22 protein-coding genes, 3 tRNA genes and 1 pseudogene are annotated in these 21,104 nt (G+C 60.8%); 21 read left to right on the forward strand and 5 right to left on the reverse strand.

The features are described 5' to 3' along the window. The first annotated feature begins 588 nt into the window (after positions 1–588). From AC1D1M_RS23765 to AC1D1M_RS23820, 12 genes and pseudogenes are all read left to right on the forward strand, one after another. Positions 589–949: pseudogene (locus AC1D1M_RS23765) on the forward strand (DUF6124 family protein). A gap of 271 nt (positions 950–1,220) precedes the next feature. After that, positions 1,221–2,111: a VOC family protein gene (locus AC1D1M_RS23770; RefSeq protein ID WP_477777487.1), complete on the forward strand. Its 891-nt coding sequence runs from the start codon at positions 1,221–1,223 to the stop codon at positions 2,109–2,111. 11 nt (positions 2,112–2,122) lie between these two features. After that, positions 2,123–3,004 (forward strand): CoA transferase subunit A, encoded by an 882-nt coding sequence (locus tag AC1D1M_RS23775; protein WP_150753052.1) that lies wholly within the window; start codon positions 2,123–2,125, stop codon positions 3,002–3,004. 11 nt (positions 3,005–3,015) lie between these two features. After that, on the forward strand, positions 3,016–3,804 hold the full coding sequence (locus AC1D1M_RS23780; protein WP_477777488.1) for a CoA-transferase subunit beta: 789 nt from the start codon (positions 3,016–3,018) through the stop codon (positions 3,802–3,804). Between the two features lie 23 nt (positions 3,805–3,827). After that, the gene (locus AC1D1M_RS23785; protein ID WP_477777489.1) at positions 3,828–4,700 is read left to right on the forward strand and encodes an enoyl-CoA hydratase; all 873 of its coding nucleotides are present in this window, start codon (positions 3,828–3,830) and stop codon (positions 4,698–4,700) included. A 2-nt stretch (positions 4,701–4,702) separates the two neighbouring features. After that, positions 4,703–5,770, forward strand: coding sequence for an NAD(P)H-dependent flavin oxidoreductase (locus tag AC1D1M_RS23790; RefSeq protein ID WP_477777490.1), 1,068 nt, complete (start codon positions 4,703–4,705; stop codon positions 5,768–5,770). Positions 5,771–5,799: 29 nt separating this feature from the next. After that, entirely contained in the window at positions 5,800–6,555 is a 756-nt protein-coding gene (locus AC1D1M_RS23795; RefSeq protein ID WP_477777491.1) for an enoyl-CoA hydratase family protein, read from the forward strand. Positions 6,556–6,565: 10 nt separating this feature from the next. Continuing rightward, a complete protein-coding gene (locus AC1D1M_RS23800; protein WP_477777662.1) occupies positions 6,566–7,732 on the forward strand; it encodes an acyl-CoA dehydrogenase family protein in 1,167 nt (388 codons plus the stop codon). 10 nt (positions 7,733–7,742) lie between these two features. Then, positions 7,743–8,798 carry an acyl-CoA dehydrogenase family protein gene (locus AC1D1M_RS23805; protein WP_477777492.1) on the forward strand — a complete coding sequence of 352 codons (1,056 nt, stop codon included), beginning with the start codon at positions 7,743–7,745 and terminating at the stop codon, positions 8,796–8,798. A 168-nt stretch (positions 8,799–8,966) separates the two neighbouring features. Then, positions 8,967–10,115, forward strand: coding sequence for an acetyl-CoA C-acetyltransferase (locus tag AC1D1M_RS23810; RefSeq protein ID WP_477777493.1), 1,149 nt, complete (start codon positions 8,967–8,969; stop codon positions 10,113–10,115). 26 nt (positions 10,116–10,141) lie between these two features. Further along, complete coding sequence (locus tag AC1D1M_RS23815) at positions 10,142–11,017, forward strand: SDR family oxidoreductase (protein ID WP_477777494.1); 876 nt, start codon at positions 10,142–10,144, stop codon at positions 11,015–11,017. A 205-nt stretch (positions 11,018–11,222) separates the two neighbouring features. Then, positions 11,223–11,732 carry a DUF1993 domain-containing protein gene (locus AC1D1M_RS23820; protein ID WP_477777495.1) on the forward strand — a complete coding sequence of 170 codons (510 nt, stop codon included), beginning with the start codon at positions 11,223–11,225 and terminating at the stop codon, positions 11,730–11,732. Between the two features lie 186 nt (positions 11,733–11,918). Here the strand turns inward: AC1D1M_RS23820 and sstT are convergent, their stop codons facing one another. Continuing rightward, positions 11,919–13,151: a serine/threonine transporter SstT gene (gene sstT, locus AC1D1M_RS23825; RefSeq protein ID WP_477777496.1), complete on the reverse strand. Its 1,233-nt coding sequence runs from the start codon at positions 13,149–13,151 to the stop codon at positions 11,919–11,921. A 317-nt stretch (positions 13,152–13,468) separates the two neighbouring features. Between sstT and AC1D1M_RS23830 the strand changes: the two genes are divergently transcribed. Then, positions 13,469–14,629, forward strand: coding sequence for an MFS transporter (locus AC1D1M_RS23830; protein ID WP_477777497.1), 1,161 nt, complete (start codon positions 13,469–13,471; stop codon positions 14,627–14,629). Here the strand turns inward: AC1D1M_RS23830 and nhaR are convergent. Beyond that, on the reverse strand, positions 14,616–15,515 hold the full coding sequence (nhaR, locus tag AC1D1M_RS23835; RefSeq protein ID WP_477777498.1) for a transcriptional activator NhaR: 900 nt from the start codon (positions 15,513–15,515) through the stop codon (positions 14,616–14,618). The genes AC1D1M_RS23830 and nhaR overlap by 14 nt on opposite strands. Before the next feature lie 135 nt (positions 15,516–15,650). On the opposite strand from nhaR, the gene AC1D1M_RS23840 reads away from it, so the two are divergent. Then, positions 15,651–15,893, forward strand: coding sequence for a hypothetical protein (locus tag AC1D1M_RS23840; protein ID WP_223462332.1), 243 nt, complete (start codon positions 15,651–15,653; stop codon positions 15,891–15,893). Between the two features lie 29 nt (positions 15,894–15,922). Next, a complete protein-coding gene (locus AC1D1M_RS23845; protein WP_477777499.1) occupies positions 15,923–16,672 on the forward strand; it encodes a TerC family protein in 750 nt (249 codons plus the stop codon). Between the two features lie 79 nt (positions 16,673–16,751). On the opposite strand, the gene AC1D1M_RS23850 is transcribed toward AC1D1M_RS23845, so the two are convergent. Next, positions 16,752–16,919: a hypothetical protein gene (locus AC1D1M_RS23850; protein WP_477777500.1), complete on the reverse strand. Its 168-nt coding sequence runs from the start codon at positions 16,917–16,919 to the stop codon at positions 16,752–16,754. A 179-nt stretch (positions 16,920–17,098) separates the two neighbouring features. On the opposite strand from AC1D1M_RS23850, the gene AC1D1M_RS23855 reads away from it, so the two are divergent. The 3 genes from AC1D1M_RS23855 to AC1D1M_RS23865 all read left to right on the forward strand — a co-directional run bounded on the left by AC1D1M_RS23855 (position 17,099) and on the right by AC1D1M_RS23865 (position 18,367). After that, the gene (locus AC1D1M_RS23855; protein ID WP_477777501.1) at positions 17,099–17,833 is read left to right on the forward strand and encodes a peptidase C39 family protein; all 735 of its coding nucleotides are present in this window, start codon (positions 17,099–17,101) and stop codon (positions 17,831–17,833) included. Between the two features lie 94 nt (positions 17,834–17,927). Next, on the forward strand, positions 17,928–18,134 hold the full coding sequence (locus AC1D1M_RS23860; RefSeq protein ID WP_477777502.1) for a DUF6021 family protein: 207 nt from the start codon (positions 17,928–17,930) through the stop codon (positions 18,132–18,134). 17 nt (positions 18,135–18,151) lie between these two features. Continuing rightward, positions 18,152–18,367, forward strand: a complete 216-nt coding sequence (locus AC1D1M_RS23865; RefSeq protein WP_477777503.1) for a hypothetical protein — start codon at positions 18,152–18,154, stop codon at positions 18,365–18,367. Positions 18,368–18,425: 58 nt separating this feature from the next. Here the strand turns inward: AC1D1M_RS23865 and pbpG are convergent, their stop codons facing one another. Together pbpG and folD are read right to left on the reverse strand one after the other, a co-directional pair. Then, the gene (gene pbpG, locus AC1D1M_RS23870) at positions 18,426–19,364 is read right to left on the reverse strand and encodes a D-alanyl-D-alanine endopeptidase (RefSeq protein WP_477777504.1); all 939 of its coding nucleotides are present in this window, start codon (positions 19,362–19,364) and stop codon (positions 18,426–18,428) included. A gap of 236 nt (positions 19,365–19,600) precedes the next feature. Continuing rightward, positions 19,601–20,455, reverse strand: a complete 855-nt coding sequence (gene folD / locus AC1D1M_RS23875; protein ID WP_477777505.1) for a bifunctional methylenetetrahydrofolate dehydrogenase/methenyltetrahydrofolate cyclohydrolase FolD — start codon at positions 20,453–20,455, stop codon at positions 19,601–19,603. Between the two features lie 274 nt (positions 20,456–20,729). Between folD and AC1D1M_RS23880 the strand changes: the two genes are divergently transcribed. The 3 genes from AC1D1M_RS23880 to AC1D1M_RS23890 all read left to right on the forward strand — a co-directional run bounded on the left by AC1D1M_RS23880 (position 20,730) and on the right by AC1D1M_RS23890 (position 21,056). After that, positions 20,730–20,806: transfer RNA gene (locus AC1D1M_RS23880), tRNA-Arg, on the forward strand. A gap of 32 nt (positions 20,807–20,838) precedes the next feature. Then, positions 20,839–20,914: transfer RNA gene (locus AC1D1M_RS23885), tRNA-His, on the forward strand. Between the two features lie 57 nt (positions 20,915–20,971). Further along, positions 20,972–21,056: transfer RNA gene (locus AC1D1M_RS23890), tRNA-Leu, on the forward strand. The last annotated feature ends 48 nt before the right edge of the window (positions 21,057–21,104 follow it).

Here is a 21,104-nt window from a genome sequence, read left to right on the forward strand (position 1 = left end):
ACATGAGGCCCGAGCAGATGTGCAGCGCTATGTCTCGCGCTACAACATCAGCAGGCCTCACAGCTACAACGACTACCGGTCGCCAGTCGCGAAGGAGAGACTGGCGGCGTAAACCTTAACGGGTGTCCAAGATTACTTGACCAGTTCAGCTTGCTCGCGATGGCGGTCTTACATTCAACATCGATGTTGACTGGTATGGCCCCATCGCGAGCAAGCTCGCTCCCACAGGTTTTTGGGTCGTTAAACATGGATTGATTAACGGCTGTCAGTGTTACTCGATGAAAGCTACAACGCCTTGCGTCGTTGCCTACAGGTGCGCCAGAATCCGCCGGCTTGTACGCCTTGGACCCCCTCGGTAACTTGATTCGCGTCACTGACTCCCAGTGATCGGGTTTAGTAGCCCGTGGCTTAATCCGAGACGTACGACGCATCAATCAGGTTTTGTGCCTGCATTTTGATGGTGGCTGTACGTAGGGCGCCCTTGGGCGCGCCGGCTTCTTGGATTCCCCGGTCTACTAACCTGCGTACAGCTGCCACCCCTTCTTTTAGTAGAGAAGCGGTTTCCAGCCAACATCAGGAATCCACACTATGTTCAAAGTCACACCAAACCCGCCGGACACCGATCCAGTATCCCCATACGAACCCGATTCAAAAAAACTCAACGAGGCCGCCGAGCGTGCCCTCGCTTACCACTTCCCCTCGACCGCCGACATCAAAGCCACCCCCTCGAACCATCAGCACGCTGTTCAGCGTCGACCCCGAGGCCACGACCGAAACCCTGGTGGTCTATCTGGTCGAGACCCTGGCCTCGGTCGATGTGATGGTGCATCAACTGGTGGATCATCTGGAGGGCGGTGACCGTAATGCGCTGCTGGGTATTTCCAATAGCGTCATGCTGGCTGAGATCACCGCGAACCGCGTGCTCGATCAAATCGAACCGGTCGCATAAGCCCGCCACACCACTGACCCCCTGTGGGAGCGAGCTTGCTCGCGATGAGGCCCTGTCATCCAACATCCCCGGTGACTGTCACGCCGCCATCGCGAGCAAGCTCGCTCCCACAGGTTTTCATGTTCCGCGCCATCATTTCCGCTAGTCCCATTGGACGATGTTGCCCCTCCCCGAACCCGTTTGAATAGCTCCTACATATAGCCCCTACATAAAGTCTCCCCCGGCACCAGCCGAAGGGCGGCACGGCCTGAGAAAAACGAGGAGTGCATCCATGGATATCCGTGGTCTGGGTTACGTCACCCTGCTGTCCAGCGACCTGGCGCAATGGCGCCACTACGCAAGCCAGGTGTTGGGCATGATGGTCAGCGGCGATGATGAGCGTCTGTACCTGAAAATGGACGAACGTCATTACCGCATCCTCGTGCAGAAGAACGCCGAGAACGGTTTCGGTGCCTGCGGTTGGGAGGTGGCCGGCAAGGCGGCGCTGGAACAGGCGGTCAGCGAGTTGCAGCAGGCCGACGTGCAAGTGACCCGTGGCACCGCGGCCGAAGCGGAACTGCGCAAGGTCCAGGAGCTGGTGCACTTCAGCGATCCTGATGGCAATCGCCACGAAATTTTCTGGGGCCCGTTGCAGGATTTCGCCCGTTTCGTCTCGCCGGTGGGCGTCAAAGGTTTTGTCACCAACGATCTCGGCATGGGCCACGTCGTATTGCCAGCCCCGGCCTTCGAACGCTGCCGCGATTTCTACGAGCAGGTGATGGGTTTCGGCCTGTCGGACCTGATGAAAGTCCGCTTCACCCCGGACCCGGCCGAGCCGCAAAAGCGTATTCACTTCCTGCACTGCAACAACGGCCGGCACCACTCGCTGGCGATTTTCGAGTGCCCGATGCCCCACGGCTGCGTGCACATGATGGTCGAGGTCAACGCGCTGGACGAAGTCGGCCGCGCCCTGGACCGCGTTCACGCCAACGGCGTGAAGCTGTCGGCCACTCTCGGCCAGCACACCAACGACCAGATGATTTCTTTCTATATCAAGACCCCGTCCGGGTTTGACCTGGAATACGGCTGCGATGGCCTGGTGGTCGACTGGGACCGTCACACGCCGTTCGAAAGCACCGTGGTCAGCCACTGGGGCCACGACTTCAGTGTCGGTCGCCAATGAGGAACAAGACGATGGACAAGCAAATGAGCACCGCCGAGATCGTCGGCCAACTGCGTGACGGCATGACCATCGGTATCGGTGGCTGGGGCCCGCGCCGCAAGCCGATGGCGCTGGTGCGCGAAATTCTGCGCTCGGACCTCAAGGACCTGACCGTGGTCGCCTACGGCGGTGCCGATGTCGGCATGCTCTGCGCGGCGGGCAAGATCAAGAAACTGGTGTTCGCCTTCGTTTCCCTGGATTTCATTCCGCTGGAACCGTACTTCCGCAAGGCGCGCCAGGAAGCGGCGCTGGAAGTGATGGAAATCGACGAAGGCATGTTGCTGCTTGGCCTGCGCGCCGCAGCGATGAACGTGCCGTTCATTCCGACCGCCGTGGGCCTGGGCACCGATGTGCTGCGCCACAACCGCCAGATCAAATTGATCGCCTCGCCCTATGCCGATGGCAAGGACTGGGTGGCGATGCCGGCGCTCAAACTCGACGCGGCGCTGGTGCATGTCGACCGTGCCGACAAACGCGGCGTGTGCCAGATCAGCGGTCCGGATCACTACATGGACGACCTGTTCGTGCGGGCCGCGACCCACAGCTATGTGACCTGCGATGAGCTGGTCGACAGCGAGTATTTCCATCAGGACAGCGCCCACGCCCATCAAGTGTTCTGGGAACGCAACCTGACCACCGCCGTGGCCCACGTGCCGGGCGGGGCGCATCCGTCGTCCTGCGCGCCGCTGTACGGTTTTGATGTCGCGCACTTCAAGGCCTACAACGCCACGGTACAGGCGGCCGACGGCTGGCAGGGCTATGTCCGCGACTACGTCGACTGCACGCACGAACAGTATCTGGAAAAGGTCGGCGGCCTGGCTGCGATCCGTGAACTGCCGTTGCCGATTTTCTAAGGAGCCTTTCGATGAGCACTACTGATTTCAGCCTCGCTGAGTTGATGATCTGCGCGGCCTCCGAAGCCTGGCGCGAAGACGGCGAAGTGTTGGCCTCCGGCATCGGCGTGATCCCGCGCCTGGCGGCATCGCTGGCCATGCTGACCAGCAACCCGCAACTGCTGATGACCGATTCCGAAGCCTACATGGTTGCCGAGCCGGTGCCCCTGGGCGCGCGCAAGGGCTATGAACCCAAGCGCGACAGCTGGATGGGTTTCTCGCGGATTTTCGACAACGTCTGGGGCGGCAAGCGCCATGCCCTGGTCGGCCCGACCCAGATCGACCGCTTTGGCCAGGCGAACATTTCCTGCATCGGCGACTACGCCAAACCCAAGGCGCAGATGCTCGGTGTGCGCGGTTTCCCCGGCAACTCGATCAGCCACGCCAACTCGTTTTGCGTGCCGAGCCATAACCGTCGGGTGTTCGTTGAAGGCGAGGTCGATATGGTCGCCTCGGTCGGCTACAACCCGGCCCGCCTGGCGCGGGGCTGGTCGCTGGACGACATCGATATCCGCCTGATCATCACCGACCTCTGCATCCTGGATTTCCAGGGCCCGCAGCGGCAGATGCGCATCCGTTCGCTGCACCCCGGCGTGACGGCGGCGCAAGTCCAGGACAACACCGGCTTCGAGCTGCACGTGCCGGATGACTGTCCGACCACGGCAGCACCGACGGCCGAGCAGTTGCAGCTGATCCAGCGTCTGGACCCGCACAACCTGCGCGCCCTGCAACTCAAAGACAACCCGCCAGGCCAACGCTGAGCAACGCGTTGCGGAGAAAAGTGATGGCTGAACATAACGATAACAATCAGGCCGAGGTGGTGCTGTACGAGGTGCGCGACGCAATGGCCCTGGTGACCATGAACCGCCCCGAGTTCCACAACGCGCAGAACTCGCAGATGACTTATGCGCTGGACGCGGCGTTTCGCCGGGCCTGCGATGACGATGACGTGAAGGTCATTGTGCTGCGTGGCGCCGGCAAGCATTTCTCCGCCGGGCATGACATCGGCACCCCGGGCCGCGACGTCGACAAGACGTTCGACCGCGCCAGCCTGTGGTACGACCATGTGAACAAACCGGGCGGCGAGTTTCTCTATGCCCGTGAGCAGGAAGTCTATCTGGGCATGTGCCGCCGCTGGCGCGAAATGCCCAAGCCGACCATCGCCATGGTCCAGGGCGCGTGCATTGCCGGTGGGCTGATGCTGGCCTGGGTCTGCGACCTGATCGTCGCCAGCGAAGATGCCTACTTCGCCGATCCGGTGGTGCGCATGGGCATTCCCGGTGTGGAGTATTTCGCTCATGTGCATGAACTGAACCCACGCATCGCCAAGGAGTTTCTGTTCCTCGGCGAGCGCATGCCGGCACCGCGTGCCTATCAGATGGGGATGCTCAATCGGGTAGTTGCTCGCGACGAGCTGGAACAACAGACCTTCGACATCGCCGGGCGCATCGCCCAGATGCCGCGCCTGGGCCTGCAACTGAGCAAGCAAGCGGTGAACAACGCCGAAGACCTGATGGGCAAGCGCGCGACCATGGACATGGTGTTCGGCCTGCATCACTTCGCCCATGCCCACAATGAACTGGTGTCCGGCGACCGTCTCGGCGGCTACGACGCCAAGGCCATGGCCAGTTCCCAGCGCAAAACGGGCGAGGCGTGAACATGGCGATCTCGTTGAATACTCGTTTGACTGAACTGCTCGGTTGCCGCTACCCGATCATCCAGACCGCCATGGGCTGGGTTGCCGACCCGAAACTGGTGGCGGCCACGGGCAATGCCGGTGGTTTCGGTTTTCTCGCCGGAGCGACCATCGAACCGCAGCAGATGGAAGCGGCGATTATCGAAACCCGGCGCCTGACCGATCAGCCGTTCGGGGTGAATTTCCATATGTACCAGGCCAATGCCGGCGATATCGTCGAGCTGGTGTTGCGCCACAAAGTCCGGGCGGTCAGCTACAGCCGTTCGCCGGGCAAGCAAATGATCAGCCGCCTGAAGGACGCCGGGGTGGTGTGCATTCCCACGGTCGGTGCGCTCAAGCATGCGCAGAAAGCCGTGGAAATGGGCGCCGATGCGGTGACCGTACAGGGCGGCGAGGGCGGTGGACATACCGGTTCCGTACCGACCTCGATGTTGCTGGATCAAGTGGTCAATGCCGTGTCGGTGCCCGTGGTGGCGGCCGGTGGTTTCAAGGACGGCAGGGGCCTGGTTTCGGCCTTGGCCTACGGCGCCGAAGGCATCGCCATGGGCACGCGCTTTTTGATGTGCGCCGACAGCCCGGTGCCGCAGGCGACGCTTGCGCGTTACCTGGCGGTCAAGGACCCGGCGGCGATCATCATCAGCCGCGCCATCGACGGCATGCCGCAACGGATGATCCGCAACGAATTGCTCAACCAGCTGGAAAACAGCGGTGGTCTCAAGCGCCTGTTGCTGGCCTTGCAGAGTGGCCTGGCCTACCGCCGCCATACGGGCATGAGCCTGACCCAGTTGCTCAGCAGCGCCTTGAAGATGCGCGGTGCCGGAGAGTTGACCGCCGCACAAAGCATCATGGCCGCCAACGCACCGATGGTGATCCAGAAAGCCATGGTCGACGGGCAACCGGCCGCGGGCGTCTTGCCCGCCGGGCAGATCGCCGCATCCATCGACAGCTTGCCCAGTTGCGCCCAATTGATTGAACAGATCGTCCGCGACGCCGAAGCGCGCCTGGGCGAACTGTGCCGCCGTGTGTCGTAAGGGGCCATGCATTGTGAAGGAAGGAAACCATGAAACCATTTAGCGTCAGCATCGAACACGGCATTGCCGAACTGGTCTTCAACCGACCACCGGTCAACGCCTTCAACTGCCAGGGCTGGGCCGATATCGCCAGCGAGATCGAGGGCCTGGGCCGCAACAGCGACGTGCGGGTGATCGTGATCCGTGCCGAAGGCCGTGGCTTCTGTGCCGGGGTCGATATCAAGGAACTGGCCACCGACGGCAACCTGATCGTCGCGGTGAACAAGGGCAACTACGACAGCTTCAAGGCCATTCACCGCAACCCGAAACCGGTGATCGTTGCCGTGCACGGCTTCGTGCTGGGCGGTGGCATCGGCATCTGCGGCGCCGCCGACATCATCGTCGCTGCCGAGTGCGCCACCTTCGGCGTGCCGGAAGTGGATCGCGGGGCCATGGGCGGCGGTGCGCATTTGCAGCGCCTGTTCCCGGTGCAGAAAGTCCGCCACATGTACTTCACCGGCGAAGCCATCGACGCCGCCGAGGCTTACCGCCTGGGCGCGGTGGAGCGGGTGGTCAAGCGCGAAGACTTGCGCGAAGCCGCGTTGCAGATCGCCCGCACCATCGCCGCCAAGAGCCCCGGCATGATCAGCCTGGCCAAGGAAGCGCTGAGCGGCATCGAAGACGGCAATCTGGAAGACAAATACCGCTGGGAGCAGGGCTTCACCCTCGAAGCCTACCGCTCACTGGACTCTCAGGAAGCACGCGACTCGTTCGTCGAGAAACGCGATGCCCGATTCAACGGCTGAAGGCATATCCATGGACCTGACCTATACCCTGGCCCAGCAGGCCTTTCGTGCTGAGGCGCGGACCTGGCTGGCGGCCAATGTACCGAGTGAACCGCTGCAATCGTTCGACACCGAACAGGGCTTTGCCGAGCACCGCGTCTGGGAAGCCAAGCTCAATGAAGGCCGTTGGGGCATGGTCACCTGGCCGACCGAACTCGGCGGACGCGGCTGCGACCTGATCGAGTGGCTGATTTTCGAAGAGGAATACTACCGCTCTGGCGCCCCGGCACGGGTCAACCAGAACGGTATCTTCCTGCTCGGCCCGACCTTGATGGAATACGGCAGCGAAGAACAAAAGGCGCGATTCCTGCCGCGCATGGCCACAGGCGAAGACATCTGGGCTCAGGCCTGGTCCGAGCCGGGTGCCGGTTCCGACATGGCGGCGATCCGTTCCAAGGCTGAACGGGTGGGCGACCACTACGTGATCAACGGCCAGAAAACCTGGTCGACTCGCGCGGTGTGGGCGGATTGGGCGTTCGGTATTTTCCGTACCGACTCGCAGTCCCAGCGTCATCACGGCCTGACTTTCATCCTGCTGCCGCTGGACACGCCGGGCATCACGGTGCGGCCGATTCCGCAGCTCAACGGCTTGCCTGGTTTTGCCGAAATTTTCTTCGACGACGTCAAGGTGCCGGTGGAGAACGCCCTCGGTGGCGAAGGCATGGGTTGGCACGTGGCGATGTCCACCGCTGGTTTCGAGCGTGGTTTGTTGCTGCGTTCACCGGCGCGCTTCCAGGAAACCGCCAAGCGCCTGGTGCAGCTGTACCTGGCCAATCGTGAGCACGCCGACCGCGATCCGGCCATTGGTGAGGCCGTGATGCGCGCCTGGCTCGATGCCGAGGCCTACACCCTGAGCACTTACATGACCGCTTCGCAACTGGTGCAGGGCGGCAAGATCGGGCCGGAGTCGTCGACCAACAAGATTTTCTGGTCCGAACTCGACCAGCGCATGCACGACACCGCCATGAGCATTCTCGGATTGCGTGGCGAACTGCTGCCGCAAGCCCCGGCCGCCGGTGACGTCGGTCATTGGCTCGAAGGTTTCCTGTTTGCCCAGGCCGGGCCGATCTACGCCGGCACCAACGAGATCCAGCGCAACATCATTGCCGAACGCATGCTCGGCATGCCGCGTGCCTGAGGAATAGACCATGGACTTTAGTTTCAGCCGCGACCAACTGCTGTTTCAGGACAACGTCCGCAGCTTCCTGATCAACGAAGTCACCCCGGAACGCATTCGCGAACTGTGGCAGAGCGACAGCGGGCGCAGTGAGCAGCTCTGGGCGCAACTGGTGGAACTCGGCCTGACCGCCCTGACCGTGCCCGAGGCGCAGGATGGCATGGGCATGAATGAGCTGGACTTCGTGCTGATCGCTCAGGAATGCGGTTACGCCGGCCTGCCCGAACCGCTGGTGGACACCATGTTGGTCGGCGTGCCATTGCTCGCCGCCCTGGATGAGCAACACGCGTCGCTCAAACAGACCTGGCTGTCGCGAGTGGCCGAGGGTCGTGCACGTCTCGCCGTGTCTGAACCGGGTAATCCGCTGGTCAGCGATGCCCATGTTGCCGATCTGCTGTTGCTGGCCCATGGCGATGAAGTGCATGCACTGGAGCGTGATGCCGTGCGCCTGACTCGCAACGAATCGGTCGACCCGAGCCGTCAACTGTTCCAGGTCGAGTGGACACCAACCCCCGCCACTTGTGTCGCCAGCGGTGACCAGGGCCGACGTCTGTGGACGGCCGCCTTCAACCGTGGCGCCCTCGCCAGTGCCGCGCAATTGCTGGGGCTGGCCAAACGCATGGTCGACCTGGCGGTGGACTACACCTTCGAGCGCAAGCAGTTCGGCAAACCGGTGGGTTCGTTCCAGGCGGTCAAGCACTTGATGGCCAACGTCGCGGTGCAGATCGAGTTCGCCAAAGGTCCGCTGTACCGCGCCGCTTATGCGCTGGCCGAGCAGCAACCGGGGCAGGATGTGCTGGTGTCCCACGCCAAGCTGGCGACCGCGGAAGCGGCGATGCTCGCGGCGAAGAACACCATCCAGGCCCACGGCGCCATGGGTTACACCTGGGAAGTCGATTTGCACCTGTTCATGAAACGCGCCTGGGCGCTGGACAAGGTCTGGGGCGATCGCGGCCATCACAAAGGGCGGATTCGTGCGGCCCTATTTGACGGCAACCCAGAGCTGGGTGCGGGCAGTACGTTTTAACCAGTCAGTAAGGGTGACTACATCCCTGTGGGAGCGAGCTTGCTCGCGATGGCGGTGCGTCAGATGGCATCGATGTTGGATGTGCCGGCCTCATCGCGAGCAAGCTCGCTCCCACAGGTTTTTCGGCGCTCTCAATACCAGATTTCAATTTTTTCACCGAGGTAGACCATGCCTGAAGCTTATATCGTCGACGCCCTGCGTACGCCCACCGGGCGGCGCAAGGGTGGTCTGAGCCAGATCCACGCCGCCGACCTGGGCGCCCATGTGTTGCGTGCGCTGGTCGAGCGCAACGCCATTCCCGACGAGGATTACGACGACGTGATCTTCGGCTGTGTCGACACCATCGGCCCGCTGGCCGGTGACATCGCCCGTACCAGTTGGCTGGCGGCCGGCCTGTCGCAATCGGTGCCTGGCACCACCATCGATCGCCAGTGCGGTTCGTCGCAGCAAGCGGTGCACTTCGCCGCCCAGGCGGTGATGAGCGGCACTCAGGACGTGGTCGTCGCCGGTGGCGTGCAGACCATGACCCAGATCCCGATTTCCTCGGCGATGATCGCCGCCGAGCCGTTGGGCTTCACCGATCCGTTCAGCGGCTCCGAAGGCTGGGTGCGGCGCTACGGCGCGCAACCACCAACGCAGTTCCGTTCGGCGCAGATGATCGCGGAGAAGTGGGATCTGTCACGGGCGCAGCTTGAAGCCTATTCGCTGGAGTCCCATCGACGTGCCTTGCAGGCCATCGAGCAAGGCCGCTTCAACCGCGAGATCGTGCCCTTGGCCGGTGTGCTGCACGACGAAACGCCGCGCCAGACCAGCCTGGAAAAGATGGCCGAGCTGGAATTCCTGTTCGGCTGCGACCGGGTGACCGCCGCAGTATCGAGCCAGACCTGCGACGCGGCCAGCGCGATGCTGATCGTCTCGGAAGCGGCGCTCAAGCGTTACGGCCTGACGCCTCGGGCACGCATCCATCACCTGAGCGTGCGCGCCGAAGACCCGATCTGGATGCTCACCGCGCCGATCCCGGCCACCGCCTACGCACTCAAGCGTGCCGGCATGAAGCTCGAAGACATCGACCGGGTGGAGATCAACGAGGCCTTCGCCTCGGTGGCCATGGCCTGGTTGAAAGAGACCGGCTATCCCCATGAACAGACCAACGTCAACGGCGGCGCGATTGCCCTCGGCCATCCGCTGGGCGCCACCGGCACCCGCTTGATGTGCACCTTGCTGCATGAACTGGAACGCAGCGGCGGTCGCTTCGGCATGCAGACCATGTGCGAGGGCGGTGGTCAGGCCAACGTGACGATCATCGAACGCTTGTAAGCAACGAATTTGAGTGGAGCAGCAACATGAAGATCTGTGAAAACCGTGTCGTGATCATCACCGGTGCCGGCGGTGGTCTGGGCCGCGCCTACGCGCTGGCCTTCGCTGCCGAAGGCGCGAAAGTGGTGGTCAACGACATCAACCGCGAAGCGGCGCTGGCCGTGGTCGGCGAAATCCTCGGTCAGGGCGGCAGTGCCGTGGCCAACAGTGACGACATTACCCGCTATGACTCGGCGGGGCTGATCGTGCGTCAGGCCATCGAAACCTTTGGCGACTTGAACGTGGTGGTCAACAACGCCGGCATCTGCCGCGACCGCATGTTCGCCAGCCTCAGTGAAGCCGACTGGGATGCCGTGGTGTCCGTGCACCTCAAGGGCCACTTCTGCATTTCCAGCCACGCCGTGAAGTACTGGCGTGAGCAGGTCAAGGGCGGCGCCAAGGTCGATGCGCGGATCATCAACACCAGTTCCGGCGCCGGTTTGCAGGGCTCCATTGGCCAGTCCAACTACGCGGCGGCCAAGGGCGGTATTGCCTCGCTGACGCTGGTGCAGGCGGCTGAACTGCACCGCTACGGGATCACCGCCAACGCCCTGGCGCCGGCCGCGCGTACCGGGATGACTGAGCAAGTGTTTGCCGACACCATGAAAAAGCCTGAAGAAGGCTTCGATTACTTCGCCCCGGAAAACGTCGCGCCGCTGGTGGTGTGGCTGGGCTCCGAGGCTTCCGCCGAGGTGACCGGGCAGATGTTTGAAGTCGAGGGCGGCAAGTTGTCCATCGCCGATGGCTGGCGCCGTGGTCCGCAACTGGATCGCCAGGGCCGCTGGGCGGTTGGCGAGATGGGTGATGCCGTCGCCCAGCTGGTGGCTCAGGCCGTTCCGGCGGCGAAGGTTTACGGCAGCTGAAAAAGAACGGTCTCGGGAGGGCGGCGCGCGGCTATAATCGGCCGTCGATTTCAAAGCCGATGATTTGTGGGAGCGAGCTTGCTCGCGATGAACTCCAGCGCGACGCGTTTATTCAGACAGAACGCGTTATCGTTCACGTCCATCGCGAGCAAGCTCGCTCCCACAGGTTACCCGCAATCCCTCCAGTCACCACACGAGACCTGCCATGACCATTTCCCTGTACGACGCTTCCGTGCCTGTTTTCCAGCAAATGCTCAACGCCCTCAGTGACGTGCTGAAAAAGGCCGAAGCCCACGCCACCGAGAAAAACATCGACCCGAATGCGTTCCTGCAAGCACGCCTGTTTCCGGACATGTTCCCGCTGGTGCGTCAGGTGCAGATCGCCGTTGATTTCGCCAAAGGCATTTCTTCGCGTCTGGCCGAAGTCGAACTGCCGAAGTACGACGACACTGAAACCACCTTCGCCGAGCTGCAAGCACTGATCGCCAAGGTTCTGGCCTACATCGGCGAGTTCACGCCAGAGCAGATCAACGGCAAGGAAGGCATCGAGATCGTGACCCGTCCGGGCACGCCTAAAGAGAAGCGCTTCAGCGGCCAGTCCTACCTGCTGAGCTACGGCCTGCCGCAGTTCTTCTTCCACGTCACCACCACTTACGCACTGCTGCGCCACAACGGCGTGGAAGTGGGCAAGCGCGACTACATGGGCGCGTTCTAAACCGTCCAGGTACAAAAAAGCCCCCGGAGTCTTTGGCTGCGGGGGCTTTTTCATGTGTACGCATTTATCCGCTACACCACGAACCCTGTGGGAGCGAGCTTGCTCGCGATGAGGGAGTGTCAGTCGACATCAAAGTTGAATGACTCACCGCTATCGCGAGCAAGCTCGCTCCCACAGGGGGTTGTGTCAGGCCAAGCGTTCTGCTTTTGCCTCTTCACCCAGGCAAGCCGCCGCGGTGAACAGTACATCGGTGGAGGAGTTCAGCGCGGTTTCCGCCGAGTCCTGCAACACGCCGATGATGAAACCGACCGCCACCACCTGCATGGCGATTTCGCTCGGGATGCCGAACAGGCTGCACGCCAGTGGAATCAGCAACAGCGAACCACCGGCCACGCCTGAAGCACCACAGGCGCAGATCGCCGCGACGACGCTCAGCAGGATCGCGGTCGGAATGTCCACCGCGATGCCGAGGGTGTGCACGGCCGCCAGGGTCAGTACGGTGATGGTGATCGCTGCGCCGGCCATGTTGATGGTCGCGCCCAGCGGGATCGATACCGAGTAGGTGTTTTCGTGCAGGCCCAGACGCTTGCTCAATTCCAGGTTGACCGGAATGTTCGCCGCCGAACTGCGGGTGAAGAACGCGGTGATACCGCTTTCGCGCAGGCAGGTCAGCACCAGCGGGTACGGGTTGCGACGCAGTTTCCAGAACACGATGAGCGGGTTCATCACCAGCGCCACGAACAGCATGCAGCCCAGCAGCACGGCCAGCAGGTGCGCGTAGCCGATCAAGGCGCCGAAGCCGGAGGTGGCCAGGGTCGAGGCCACCAGGCCGAAGATGCCCAGCGGGGCGAAGCTGATCACCAGGCGCACGATCACCGTCACGCCGTTGGACAGGTCACCCAGCACTTCACGGGTGGTGTCGCCGGCGTGGCGGATGGCGATGCCCATGCCGATGGCCCACGCCAGGATGCCGATGAAATTGGCGTTCATCAGCGCGCTGACCGGATTATCGACCACGCTCAGCAACAGGCTTTGCAGCACTTCGCCAATCCCGCCTGGCGCAGTGACCGCGACGTCCTGAGTCGACAGCACCAGGCTCGACGGAAACGTCATGCTGGCAACCACCGCGACCACGGCCGCGGCGAAAGTGCCCAGCAGATACAGGAACAGAATCGGCCGGATATGGGTTTCCTGACCGTGCTTGTGGTTGGCAATCGACGCCATGACCAGTACGAACACCAGAATCGGTGCGACGGCTTTCAGTGCCGAGACAAACACTTTGCCGATGAACGCCGTGGACTTCGCCATGTCGGGGGCAAACAGGGCCAGGGCAATACCGGCGATCAGGCCGATCACGATCTGTGTAACCAGGCTCAAGCCTTTAAGGCGTTGTAATAGAGAAGGGGATGAAGCAGTCATAAAACGGCATCTCTGATTTTTTATAAATGCATGATTTCGCTGCGGGGGCAGGCAGAAAACCGAGGGATATCGCGACATCGACGCCAAAAAATGGCCGACGAACACAGGGTGTACGTTTTTCAGGGCGCGGACTTTATCACAGCGTAGGCACGATCCTGCAGACCTGTGACGAACTGCCACCATGCCTTTCAACGAGATAGGCAGGTTCGTGCAACCGTGTGCGGAAACACTCTGTTAAGATTCGCCATCCTCATTTTCATGTCTGCCAGTGGGCCTTCGGGCTATCGCTGGTGTCGTCGTTTTTTCTGGAGTTCTGCATGCTGTTGCCCATTCTTCTGTTGTCTGCCGCCGGTTTCACGGTGCTGACCACGGAATTCATCATCGTTGGCCTGTTGCCGGCTATCGCCAGGGACCTGGAGGTCAGCATCCCGCAGGCTGGTTTGCTGGTGACGTTGTTCGCCTTCACCGTGGCCGCGTTCGGGCCGTTCCTGACGGCATACTTCGCCCGCTTCGAGCGCCGCAAGCTGTTCATTTCGGTGCTGATCATGTTTGGCTTGGCCAACACGCTGGCGGCGCTGGCGCCGAACATCTGGGTGATGGCGTTTGCCCGGTTGATCCCGGCGTTGGGGCTGCCGGTGTTCTGGGCGCTGGCCAGCGAGACGGCGGTGGACATCGTCGGGCCGGATTACGCCGGTCGCGCCATTGCCAAGATCGGTTTCGGCATTGTTTGCGCGACGGTGTTCGGGATTCCGGTGGGTACGCTGATTTCCGATGCGTTCGGTTGGCGCAGTGCCTTTGCCATTCTGGCGGTCATTGCCTTTGCCAAGGCGTTGCTGCTGTTTATCTATCTGCCGAAAACCAATTTGCACCAGCATCAGGTGAGCTTACTGTCGCAGTTCAAGATCCTGCGCAGCCCGCTGATGCTCGGTCATGTGTTGCTGTCGGTGGTGGTGTTCAGCGGTATGTTCACGGCTTACACCTACCTGGCCGACATCCTCGAACGCCTGGCCGGTTTCAATGGCACGGTGGTCGGCTGGTGCCTGATGGGCTTCGGTGCGGTCGGGCTGATCGGCAACTCCCTGGGTGGCCGGGCGGTGGATCGTCATCCGCTGATGGCGTCGATGATGTTCTGCGCGTTCATGACTGCTGGTTTGGTAGCGCTGGTGCCGAACATTCATTCGCCGGTCGGCTTGGCGGCGGCGATGGGTATCTGGGGCGTGACCCAGGCGGCGTTGTTCCTGGTCAGCCATGTGCGTCTGATGAAAGCCGCACCCGAGGCGCCGGCGTTTGCTGCGTCGCTGAACATCGCCGGGGCCAACCTCGGTATCGGTCTTGGCGCGATGATCGGGGGGCGGGTGATCGACAGTGTTGGCTTGCAAGGGCTTGGCTTTGCAGCCGCCGCTTTCATTCTGGCTTCGATCCTGCTGGCCATCGCCCTGATGACTTTCAAGTCGCGCGAAGAGGTCACAGCGCTGTAAACAGCTCGCGTCGGGCACCTTCGGTAATGGCGACAATGCCAGGGTGCTTGACCTTGCGTTCCACTGAGATGGCATAGAACGACTCACTCACGGCGTCGGTCTGGCCAATCACCTCCACGCCATATTGGCGTTGCACTTCATCGGCAATCACGCTCGGGCCGATGAAGATCCCGCTGCCGGATTGACCGAAGGCCTGCATCAGGGCGCTGTCGTCGAACTCGCCGACAATTTGCGGCTGGACCTGCTGCTCGGCAAACCAGCGTTGCAAACGACTGCGCACCACGGTTTCCGGGCCGGGAATCAGCAGCGGCGCACCGTGCAGGTTGCGCGGAAAGTCGTGACCGTAACGGGCCGCCAGCTCAGGGGTGGCGAAGAAGCTGATCCCGCACTCGCCGAGTTTCTGGCTGTAGCCCTTGATGTCCAGGTGCGACGGCATCGGGCTGTCGGAAATCACCAGGTCCAGACGCTGGATCGCCAGGTCAGCCAACAAACGTTCAAGCTTGTCTTCGCGGCACGTGATGCGCAGCGGTTCGCTCAGCTCCATGGTTGGTGCGATCAGGCGATAGACGATCGACTTGGGTACCACGTCGGCCACGCCGACGCGAAACAGAATCTGCTGTTCATTGGGTTGTGCCCGCAGCATCAGTTCCAGTTCGCCACCGAGCTGGAACATTTGTTCGGCGTAGGGCAGTGCCTGGCGGCCGGCCTCGGTCAGTTCCAGTTGCCGACCCACCCGGCGGAACAACTCGATGCCAAAGGTCTGTTCCAGCAATGAAATCTGCCCGCTGATGGTTTGTGGCGTGAGGTTCAGTTGCTCGCAGGCGCGCACGATGCTGCCGGTCTTGGCCACCACCCAGAAGTAATGCAATTGCCGATAGTTGAGCATGGCGTCTAACACTTCGTAAAAATCGAAGTATAACCGCTGAAAATACGAATTTTCCTGAAGTATTCACTTCCCTAGAATGCGTCGTTATCAACGGGCCATCGTTTAGGTCCCGTTTGTTCTATCGAGGAAAGCATCATGAAGCTGAAAACCACGGCACTGTTGATCACGTCTTTACTGGTACTGGCCGGTTGCGACCAGGCCGAGAAAAGCGCGCAGCAGTTGATGGGCAAGGCTGCCGAAAGCGCCAAACAGGCGATTGACGATACCCACAAGGCTGCCGAGCAAGCACTCAGTGACGCCACCAGCGGGTTGATCAGCAAAAAAGAATCATCGGAAAAAGAATCGGAAAAAACCGAATCTTCCTCCCAGGAAATCTAAACCGTATTACAACGAGTCAGGACTGACCCATGGACTACCTTTTACAACTTGCCGCCAGCCCCACCGCCTGGGTCGCCCTTGCCACCCTGATTGTGATGGAAATCGTGCTCGGCATCGATAACCTGATCTTTATCTCGATCCTGACCAACAAGCTGCCCTTGCACAATCGACAGCGGGCACGGCGCATTGGTATCGGCATGGCGTTGATTCTGCGCCTGGGCTTGCTGAGCACCATCGCGTTCATCGTCCAGTTGACCAATCCGGTGATCGAGATTCTCGGCCACGCGTTTTCCTGGAAAGACATGATCCTGATTGCCGGTGGCCTGTTCCTGTTGTGGAAGGCGACCACCGAGATCCATCACAGCATGGACCCGGCACCGGAAGATCCGAAGTCGGCGACCTCGACCGTGACCCTGGGCTTCGCGGCTGCGATCGGTCAGATCCTGATGCTGGACATGGTGTTCTCCATCGACAGCATCATTACTGCTGTCGGCATGACCGAGCATTTGCCGATCATGGTCATCGCGGTGGTGGTGTCGGTACTGGTGATGTTGCTGGCGGCTGATCCGCTGGCCAAGTTCATCAACGACAACCCGACGGTGGTGATGCTGGCCCTTGGCTTCCTGATCATGATCGGCATGACGCTGATTGCCGAAGGCTTTGGCGCCCATGTACCGAAAGGCTACGTCTATGCGGCCATGGCATTCTCGGCTTCGATCGAGGCGTTGAACATGATGTCCCGCCGGGCCAGGCAGAAGCGGGTAGCCACTGAGGCTTAACCCACGCTAAAAGAAACGGCCGCCTGAACTCCATGGAGTGCAGGCGGCCGTTTTTGTTGGTGTCGGGTAAATGTGTTTGTCAGTGAGCGTTGGCGTGTTGGCTCCGCGTTTTGTCCGCTTCCGGTGCAGGCGCCGGTTGAACAGGGTGATGGTGGCGACGGGTAATGCGTAGCACGCCCCACAGCATGGCGGCGGCTACCGCCAGCCAACCGGAAATCAACATCACAATGATCATTGCCAGGCTCATCTGTGCCTCCTTTTTGCCCTTCTGCGGGCACACGCGCTTCGCTGTCGTCCCTTCAGGGAACAGTCTAGCCGTTGCTGTATTTCAGGCTATTGACCGAAAGTCGGCAGTCACCAACCAGTTCGCTCTATCGAATGCACGCGACTACCGTTTAGAGCTATACCGTAGCGGCGCGGCGACCTATGATCGACGACCCAGCCGGGAATGGGATTGCCTGGCGTCTGAACCTGAACAAGAGAGAGATGATGGTGCGGGTATTTTCTCGAATTTTGTCGGCCATGCTGATCGCCGGTTGCGTGACAGGTCTGGTGGGCTGTGCCGGGAGCGTTGCGCCCGAGATCAAGCGTTTGCCGGAGCGAGTCGAGCTCAGCGGCCGATTCTACCGGGGCGATGCGTATCAAAGCGGGCCGCAGGTGCTGGCCAGCATGCTGTCCCAGCAGGGCATCGTGATTACCCCGGGGTTGCTCGACAAGCCCTTGCATCTGCCGGGGGGCGAAGCTCAGTTGCAACAGAACATGCAGAACCTGGCCCGCGAGTACGGGATGGTCGTTTATCCCCTCGACAGCAACCTTGCGGCCTTGTTGACGCAAGTCGCCGCCGGTTATCCGGTGATGGTGCGCTTCACTGAAGGTTCGGCCATGTGGGCCGAACCGCGTTACGCCATTCTGGCCGGCTACAACCGCCAGAAGCAGACGGTCCTGCTGCGGGCAGGGATGAATCGCCGCGAACTGATGAGCTTCAGTTCCTTCGAGTCGGCGTTCAAGGACGCCGGTGGTTGGGCCGTGCTGATCCAGAAACCGACGCAAATCCCGGCCCAGGTCGATCAACAGCGCTGGCTCAAGGCCGCCAACGATCTGGCTCAGGCCGGTCAGGAGCAGGCCGCCGCCAGGGCGAAAAAAGCCTTGGCCAGCCAGTAAGTCCGTTGGTCACCTGCCGGGCACCATCGCCTATCGCCAGCCTCTGATCTTAAGGGCCCGGAACATTGCTTCGGGCCGAGATCAGGAGGCACCCATGGCTCATTCCAAAACGCCCGTCGGTCCGCACTCGTCTGAACATTCGTCTGGCAATGAACTGGGTTTTGATCCTGACTCACCGGACCTTGCCGATCCTCAGGTTGACCCGATCGGGCCCGCCAAGGCGCCGAGGGACGTGAAGCCGGGTGACAACCCCAAGGCTCCGGCCAAGCCCTATGATCCACTGGGCAACCTGAAGCCTTAGGTCCAATGGAGGTGCGTATGTCTACCGATTCCAGTTTCGATGACAAACGTCCGGAAACTGTCCCCACAACCCCCGAGCAAAGCACTGATCCGGTGATGGATCCCGACAGCCCGTTGAGGGATCCTCTGGCGCGGCCAACGGTGGTACCCACTGAGCAGCCGAAGGGTTGGAGAGATCCGTGTACCGGTGACGGTATTCCGGATGACGACCAGATGCCGCTGCCTAACGACTAACTTTGCGACGAAAAAAAGCCCCGAATGTTCGGGGCTTTTTCATGCGTTTGCAGCAAGGTTACTTCGACGCTTCAACCACGCCGCTCTGCCGCTGCTTGAGGTTCTTGTCTGCCTTGTACTGCAAGGCTACGGAAGGCACGTCCGCGCTCTTGCCGCTCTCTACCCAATTACGAATGCGCGTGGCATCGGCAAAATGGGTGTACTTGCCATAGGCGTCAAGGATCACCAAGGCCACCGGGCGGTTACCCATTCGGGTCACCAGCACCAGGCAGTGACCTGCTTCGTTGGTGAAACCGGTTTTTGTCAGCTGGATGTCCCAGTCCGGCTTGCGGACCAAATGGTCGGTGTTGCGGAAACCCAGGCTGTAGTTCGGTTTGCGAAACGAAACGGTCTTTTCCTTGGTTGTACTCAGCTCGGTCAGCAGCGGGTACTTGTGCGCGGCAATCAACAGTTTGCTCAAATCGCGAGCGGTCGAAACGTTGCGCGGCGAGAGACCTGTCGGTTCGACGAAATGGGTATTGGTCATGCCCAAGGCCCGGGCCTTGGCGTTCATTGCAGCAATGAACGCGGCATAGCCACCCGGATAGTGGTGGGCCAAGCTTGCAGCGGCTCGGTTTTCAGATGACATCAGGGCAATCAGCAGCATTTCCCGGCGCGGCATTTCGCTGTTGAGCTTGACCCGGGAGTACACACCTTTCATTTCCGGGGTGTCGCTGATGTTGATATTGATGTATTCGTCCATGTTCTGGCGGGCTTCAACCACCACCAGGCCCGTCATCAGCTTGCTGACCGACGCAATGGGGACGACCACGTCAGGGTTGCTGGCGTAGATGACTTTATTGGTCTGCAGATCCATGAGTAAGGCGCTGCCGGAGGCGATCTTGAGATGTGAAGTATCTCGCGGTGCCGCCGTGGTTTCGCCAGCGCTGGCAACAGGCGTGATGAACGTCCCTGTAACTGCAAAAAATAGGCTCAGGATGGAAAGACGGATTTTCACGCTGGCAGACTCATAAGGTGTTGATAAGCCGTTTTGTAACGGGCTATTTCGTAAAAAGCGCGACATTCTGGAGTATGGCTGAATAACTGTCGATGGTTGTTCAAGTAACAGGTGAAAGTCCTGAGAAACATGAAAAAAATGTCATTTTCCGGCGGGTGGTCGAGGTTTTTTCGCAGTCAAAAAAACCCCGCCAAGGGCGGGGTTCTTTGACTCGCTGTCTGTGTCCGCGTTGAAACTTAGCTGTGCAGGGTTTCAGCGGCGTACAGGGTGTTTTCCAGCAGGCAGGCACGGGTCATCGGGCCAACGCCACCTGGCACCGGAGTGATCCAGCCGGCGCGGGGCAGGGCGGTTTCGTAGATCACGTCACCGACCAGCTTTCCGTCGTCCTGACGGTTGATGCCGACATCGATCACGATCGCGCCTTCCTTGATCCATTCACCCTTGACCAGGCCCGGCTTGCCGGCGGCGACAACGACCAGGTCCGCACGGCCGACATGGCCGGCCAGGTCCTTGGTAAAGCGGTGGGTGACCGTCACGGTGCAACCGGCCAGCAGCAACTCCATCGCCATCGGGCGGCCAACAATATTGGACGCACCGACAACCACGGCATCCATCCCGTAAAGGTCGACACCGGTGCTTTCCAGCAGGGTCATGATGCCTTTGGGGGTGCATGGGCGCAGCAGCGGGATACGCTGGGCCAGGCGACCGACGTTATAAGGATGGAAACCGTCGACGTCTTTATCCGGACGAATGCGCTCCAGCAGTCTGGAGGCGTCCAGGTGTTCGGGAAGTGGAAGCTGAAGCAGAACGCCGTCGATTGCAGGGTCGTCGTTCAGGCGATCGATCAGCTCGGTCAGCGCTTCTTGAGTGGTTTCGGAAGGCAGGTCATAAGCTTGGGATAGAAAGCCGACCTCTTCACAGTCTTTACGCTTGTGCGAGACATAAACCTGAGAGGCAGGATCGCTGCCGACCAGGATCACCGCAAGGCCGGGCGTGCGCAGGCCTTGCAGGCGACGCTCGGTGACACGTTGGGCGATCTGCTGGCGCAGGCTGGCGGCGATCGATTTGCCGTCGATTAGTTGTGCAGTCATTGCGCGTGATTAACCATCGAGAGGGGAAAAAAAGAGAACGCATTCTCGCATGTCATGCGGTGAGGGCAAAGGCGCTTGGTCTGCAAATTCCCCTAACTCCTTTAATTAAATGAATTTTTTTTAAAAAGGATTTGACGACCTTCGGGGGGCTCTATACTATTCGTCGCACTTGTCGGGCACAGCCTAGCACTGGTTAAGAAGGTTGAGCAGGATTACGGTTCTGCGAGACTGGAAAGCACTTAGTTTGTAGTCCTCCAAGGGTACAGCTAACAAGGCGCCCGTAGCTCAGCTGGATAGAGCATCCGCCTTCTAAGCGGATGGTCGCAGGTTCGAGTCCTGCCGGGTGCGCCATTAGGCAGCTTTGGCACAAGTAACGCGATATGGTGGGCGTAGCTCAGTTGGTAGAGCACGGGATTGTGACTCCCGTTGTCGTGGGTTCGATCCCCATCGTCCACCCCATATTTCGAAAGGCGCCAGATTAACAGTCTGGCGCCTTTGCTTTAAAAGCTTCAACCCGCGGATGTGGTGGAATTGGTAGACACACTGGATTTAGGTTCCAGCGCCGCGAGGCGTAAGAGTTCGAGTCTCTTCATCCGCACCAAATAAAGCTTCACTCAGGCTGTTGGCCTGGCTGGAGCTTGATAAAGAA

This window comes from Pseudomonas sp. P1_F7 (assembly GCF_056405655.1).

Bases quoted from the DNA above. Each gene is read 5' to 3' on its own strand.
- AC1D1M_RS23840 (WP_223462332.1), top strand. From the start codon at position 15,651: ATGAAGCTGAAAACCACGGCACTGTTGATCACGTCTTTACTGGTACTG.
- AC1D1M_RS23845 (WP_477777499.1), top strand. From the start codon at position 15,923: ATGGACTACCTTTTACAACTTGCCGCCAGCCCCACCGCCTGGGTCGCC.
- AC1D1M_RS23790 (WP_477777490.1), top strand. From the start codon at position 4,703: ATGGCGATCTCGTTGAATACTCGTTTGACTGAACTGCTCGGTTGCCGC.
- AC1D1M_RS23780 (WP_477777488.1), top strand. From the start codon at position 3,016: ATGAGCACTACTGATTTCAGCCTCGCTGAGTTGATGATCTGCGCGGCC.
- AC1D1M_RS23865 (WP_477777503.1), top strand. From the start codon at position 18,152: ATGTCTACCGATTCCAGTTTCGATGACAAACGTCCGGAAACTGTCCCC.
- AC1D1M_RS23805 (WP_477777492.1), top strand. From the start codon at position 7,743: ATGGACTTTAGTTTCAGCCGCGACCAACTGCTGTTTCAGGACAACGTC.
- AC1D1M_RS23800 (WP_477777662.1), top strand. From the start codon at position 6,566: ATGGACCTGACCTATACCCTGGCCCAGCAGGCCTTTCGTGCTGAGGCG.
- AC1D1M_RS23810 (WP_477777493.1), top strand. From the start codon at position 8,967: ATGCCTGAAGCTTATATCGTCGACGCCCTGCGTACGCCCACCGGGCGG.
- folD (WP_477777505.1), bottom strand. From the start codon at position 20,455: ATGACTGCACAACTAATCGACGGCAAATCGATCGCCGCCAGCCTGCGC.
- AC1D1M_RS23855 (WP_477777501.1), top strand. From the start codon at position 17,099: ATGATCGACGACCCAGCCGGGAATGGGATTGCCTGGCGTCTGAACCTG.
- nhaR (WP_477777498.1), bottom strand. From the start codon at position 15,515: ATGCTCAACTATCGGCAATTGCATTACTTCTGGGTGGTGGCCAAGACC.
- AC1D1M_RS23770 (WP_477777487.1), top strand. From the start codon at position 1,221: ATGGATATCCGTGGTCTGGGTTACGTCACCCTGCTGTCCAGCGACCTG.
- AC1D1M_RS23830 (WP_477777497.1), top strand. From the start codon at position 13,469: ATGCTGTTGCCCATTCTTCTGTTGTCTGCCGCCGGTTTCACGGTGCTG.
- AC1D1M_RS23860 (WP_477777502.1), top strand. From the start codon at position 17,928: ATGGCTCATTCCAAAACGCCCGTCGGTCCGCACTCGTCTGAACATTCG.
- AC1D1M_RS23785 (WP_477777489.1), top strand. From the start codon at position 3,828: ATGGCTGAACATAACGATAACAATCAGGCCGAGGTGGTGCTGTACGAG.
- AC1D1M_RS23775 (WP_150753052.1), top strand. From the start codon at position 2,123: ATGGACAAGCAAATGAGCACCGCCGAGATCGTCGGCCAACTGCGTGAC.
- AC1D1M_RS23850 (WP_477777500.1), bottom strand. From the start codon at position 16,919: ATGAGCCTGGCAATGATCATTGTGATGTTGATTTCCGGTTGGCTGGCG.
- AC1D1M_RS23795 (WP_477777491.1), top strand. From the start codon at position 5,800: ATGAAACCATTTAGCGTCAGCATCGAACACGGCATTGCCGAACTGGTC.
- AC1D1M_RS23820 (WP_477777495.1), top strand. From the start codon at position 11,223: ATGACCATTTCCCTGTACGACGCTTCCGTGCCTGTTTTCCAGCAAATG.
- sstT (WP_477777496.1), bottom strand. From the start codon at position 13,151: ATGACTGCTTCATCCCCTTCTCTATTACAACGCCTTAAAGGCTTGAGC.
- AC1D1M_RS23815 (WP_477777494.1), top strand. From the start codon at position 10,142: ATGAAGATCTGTGAAAACCGTGTCGTGATCATCACCGGTGCCGGCGGT.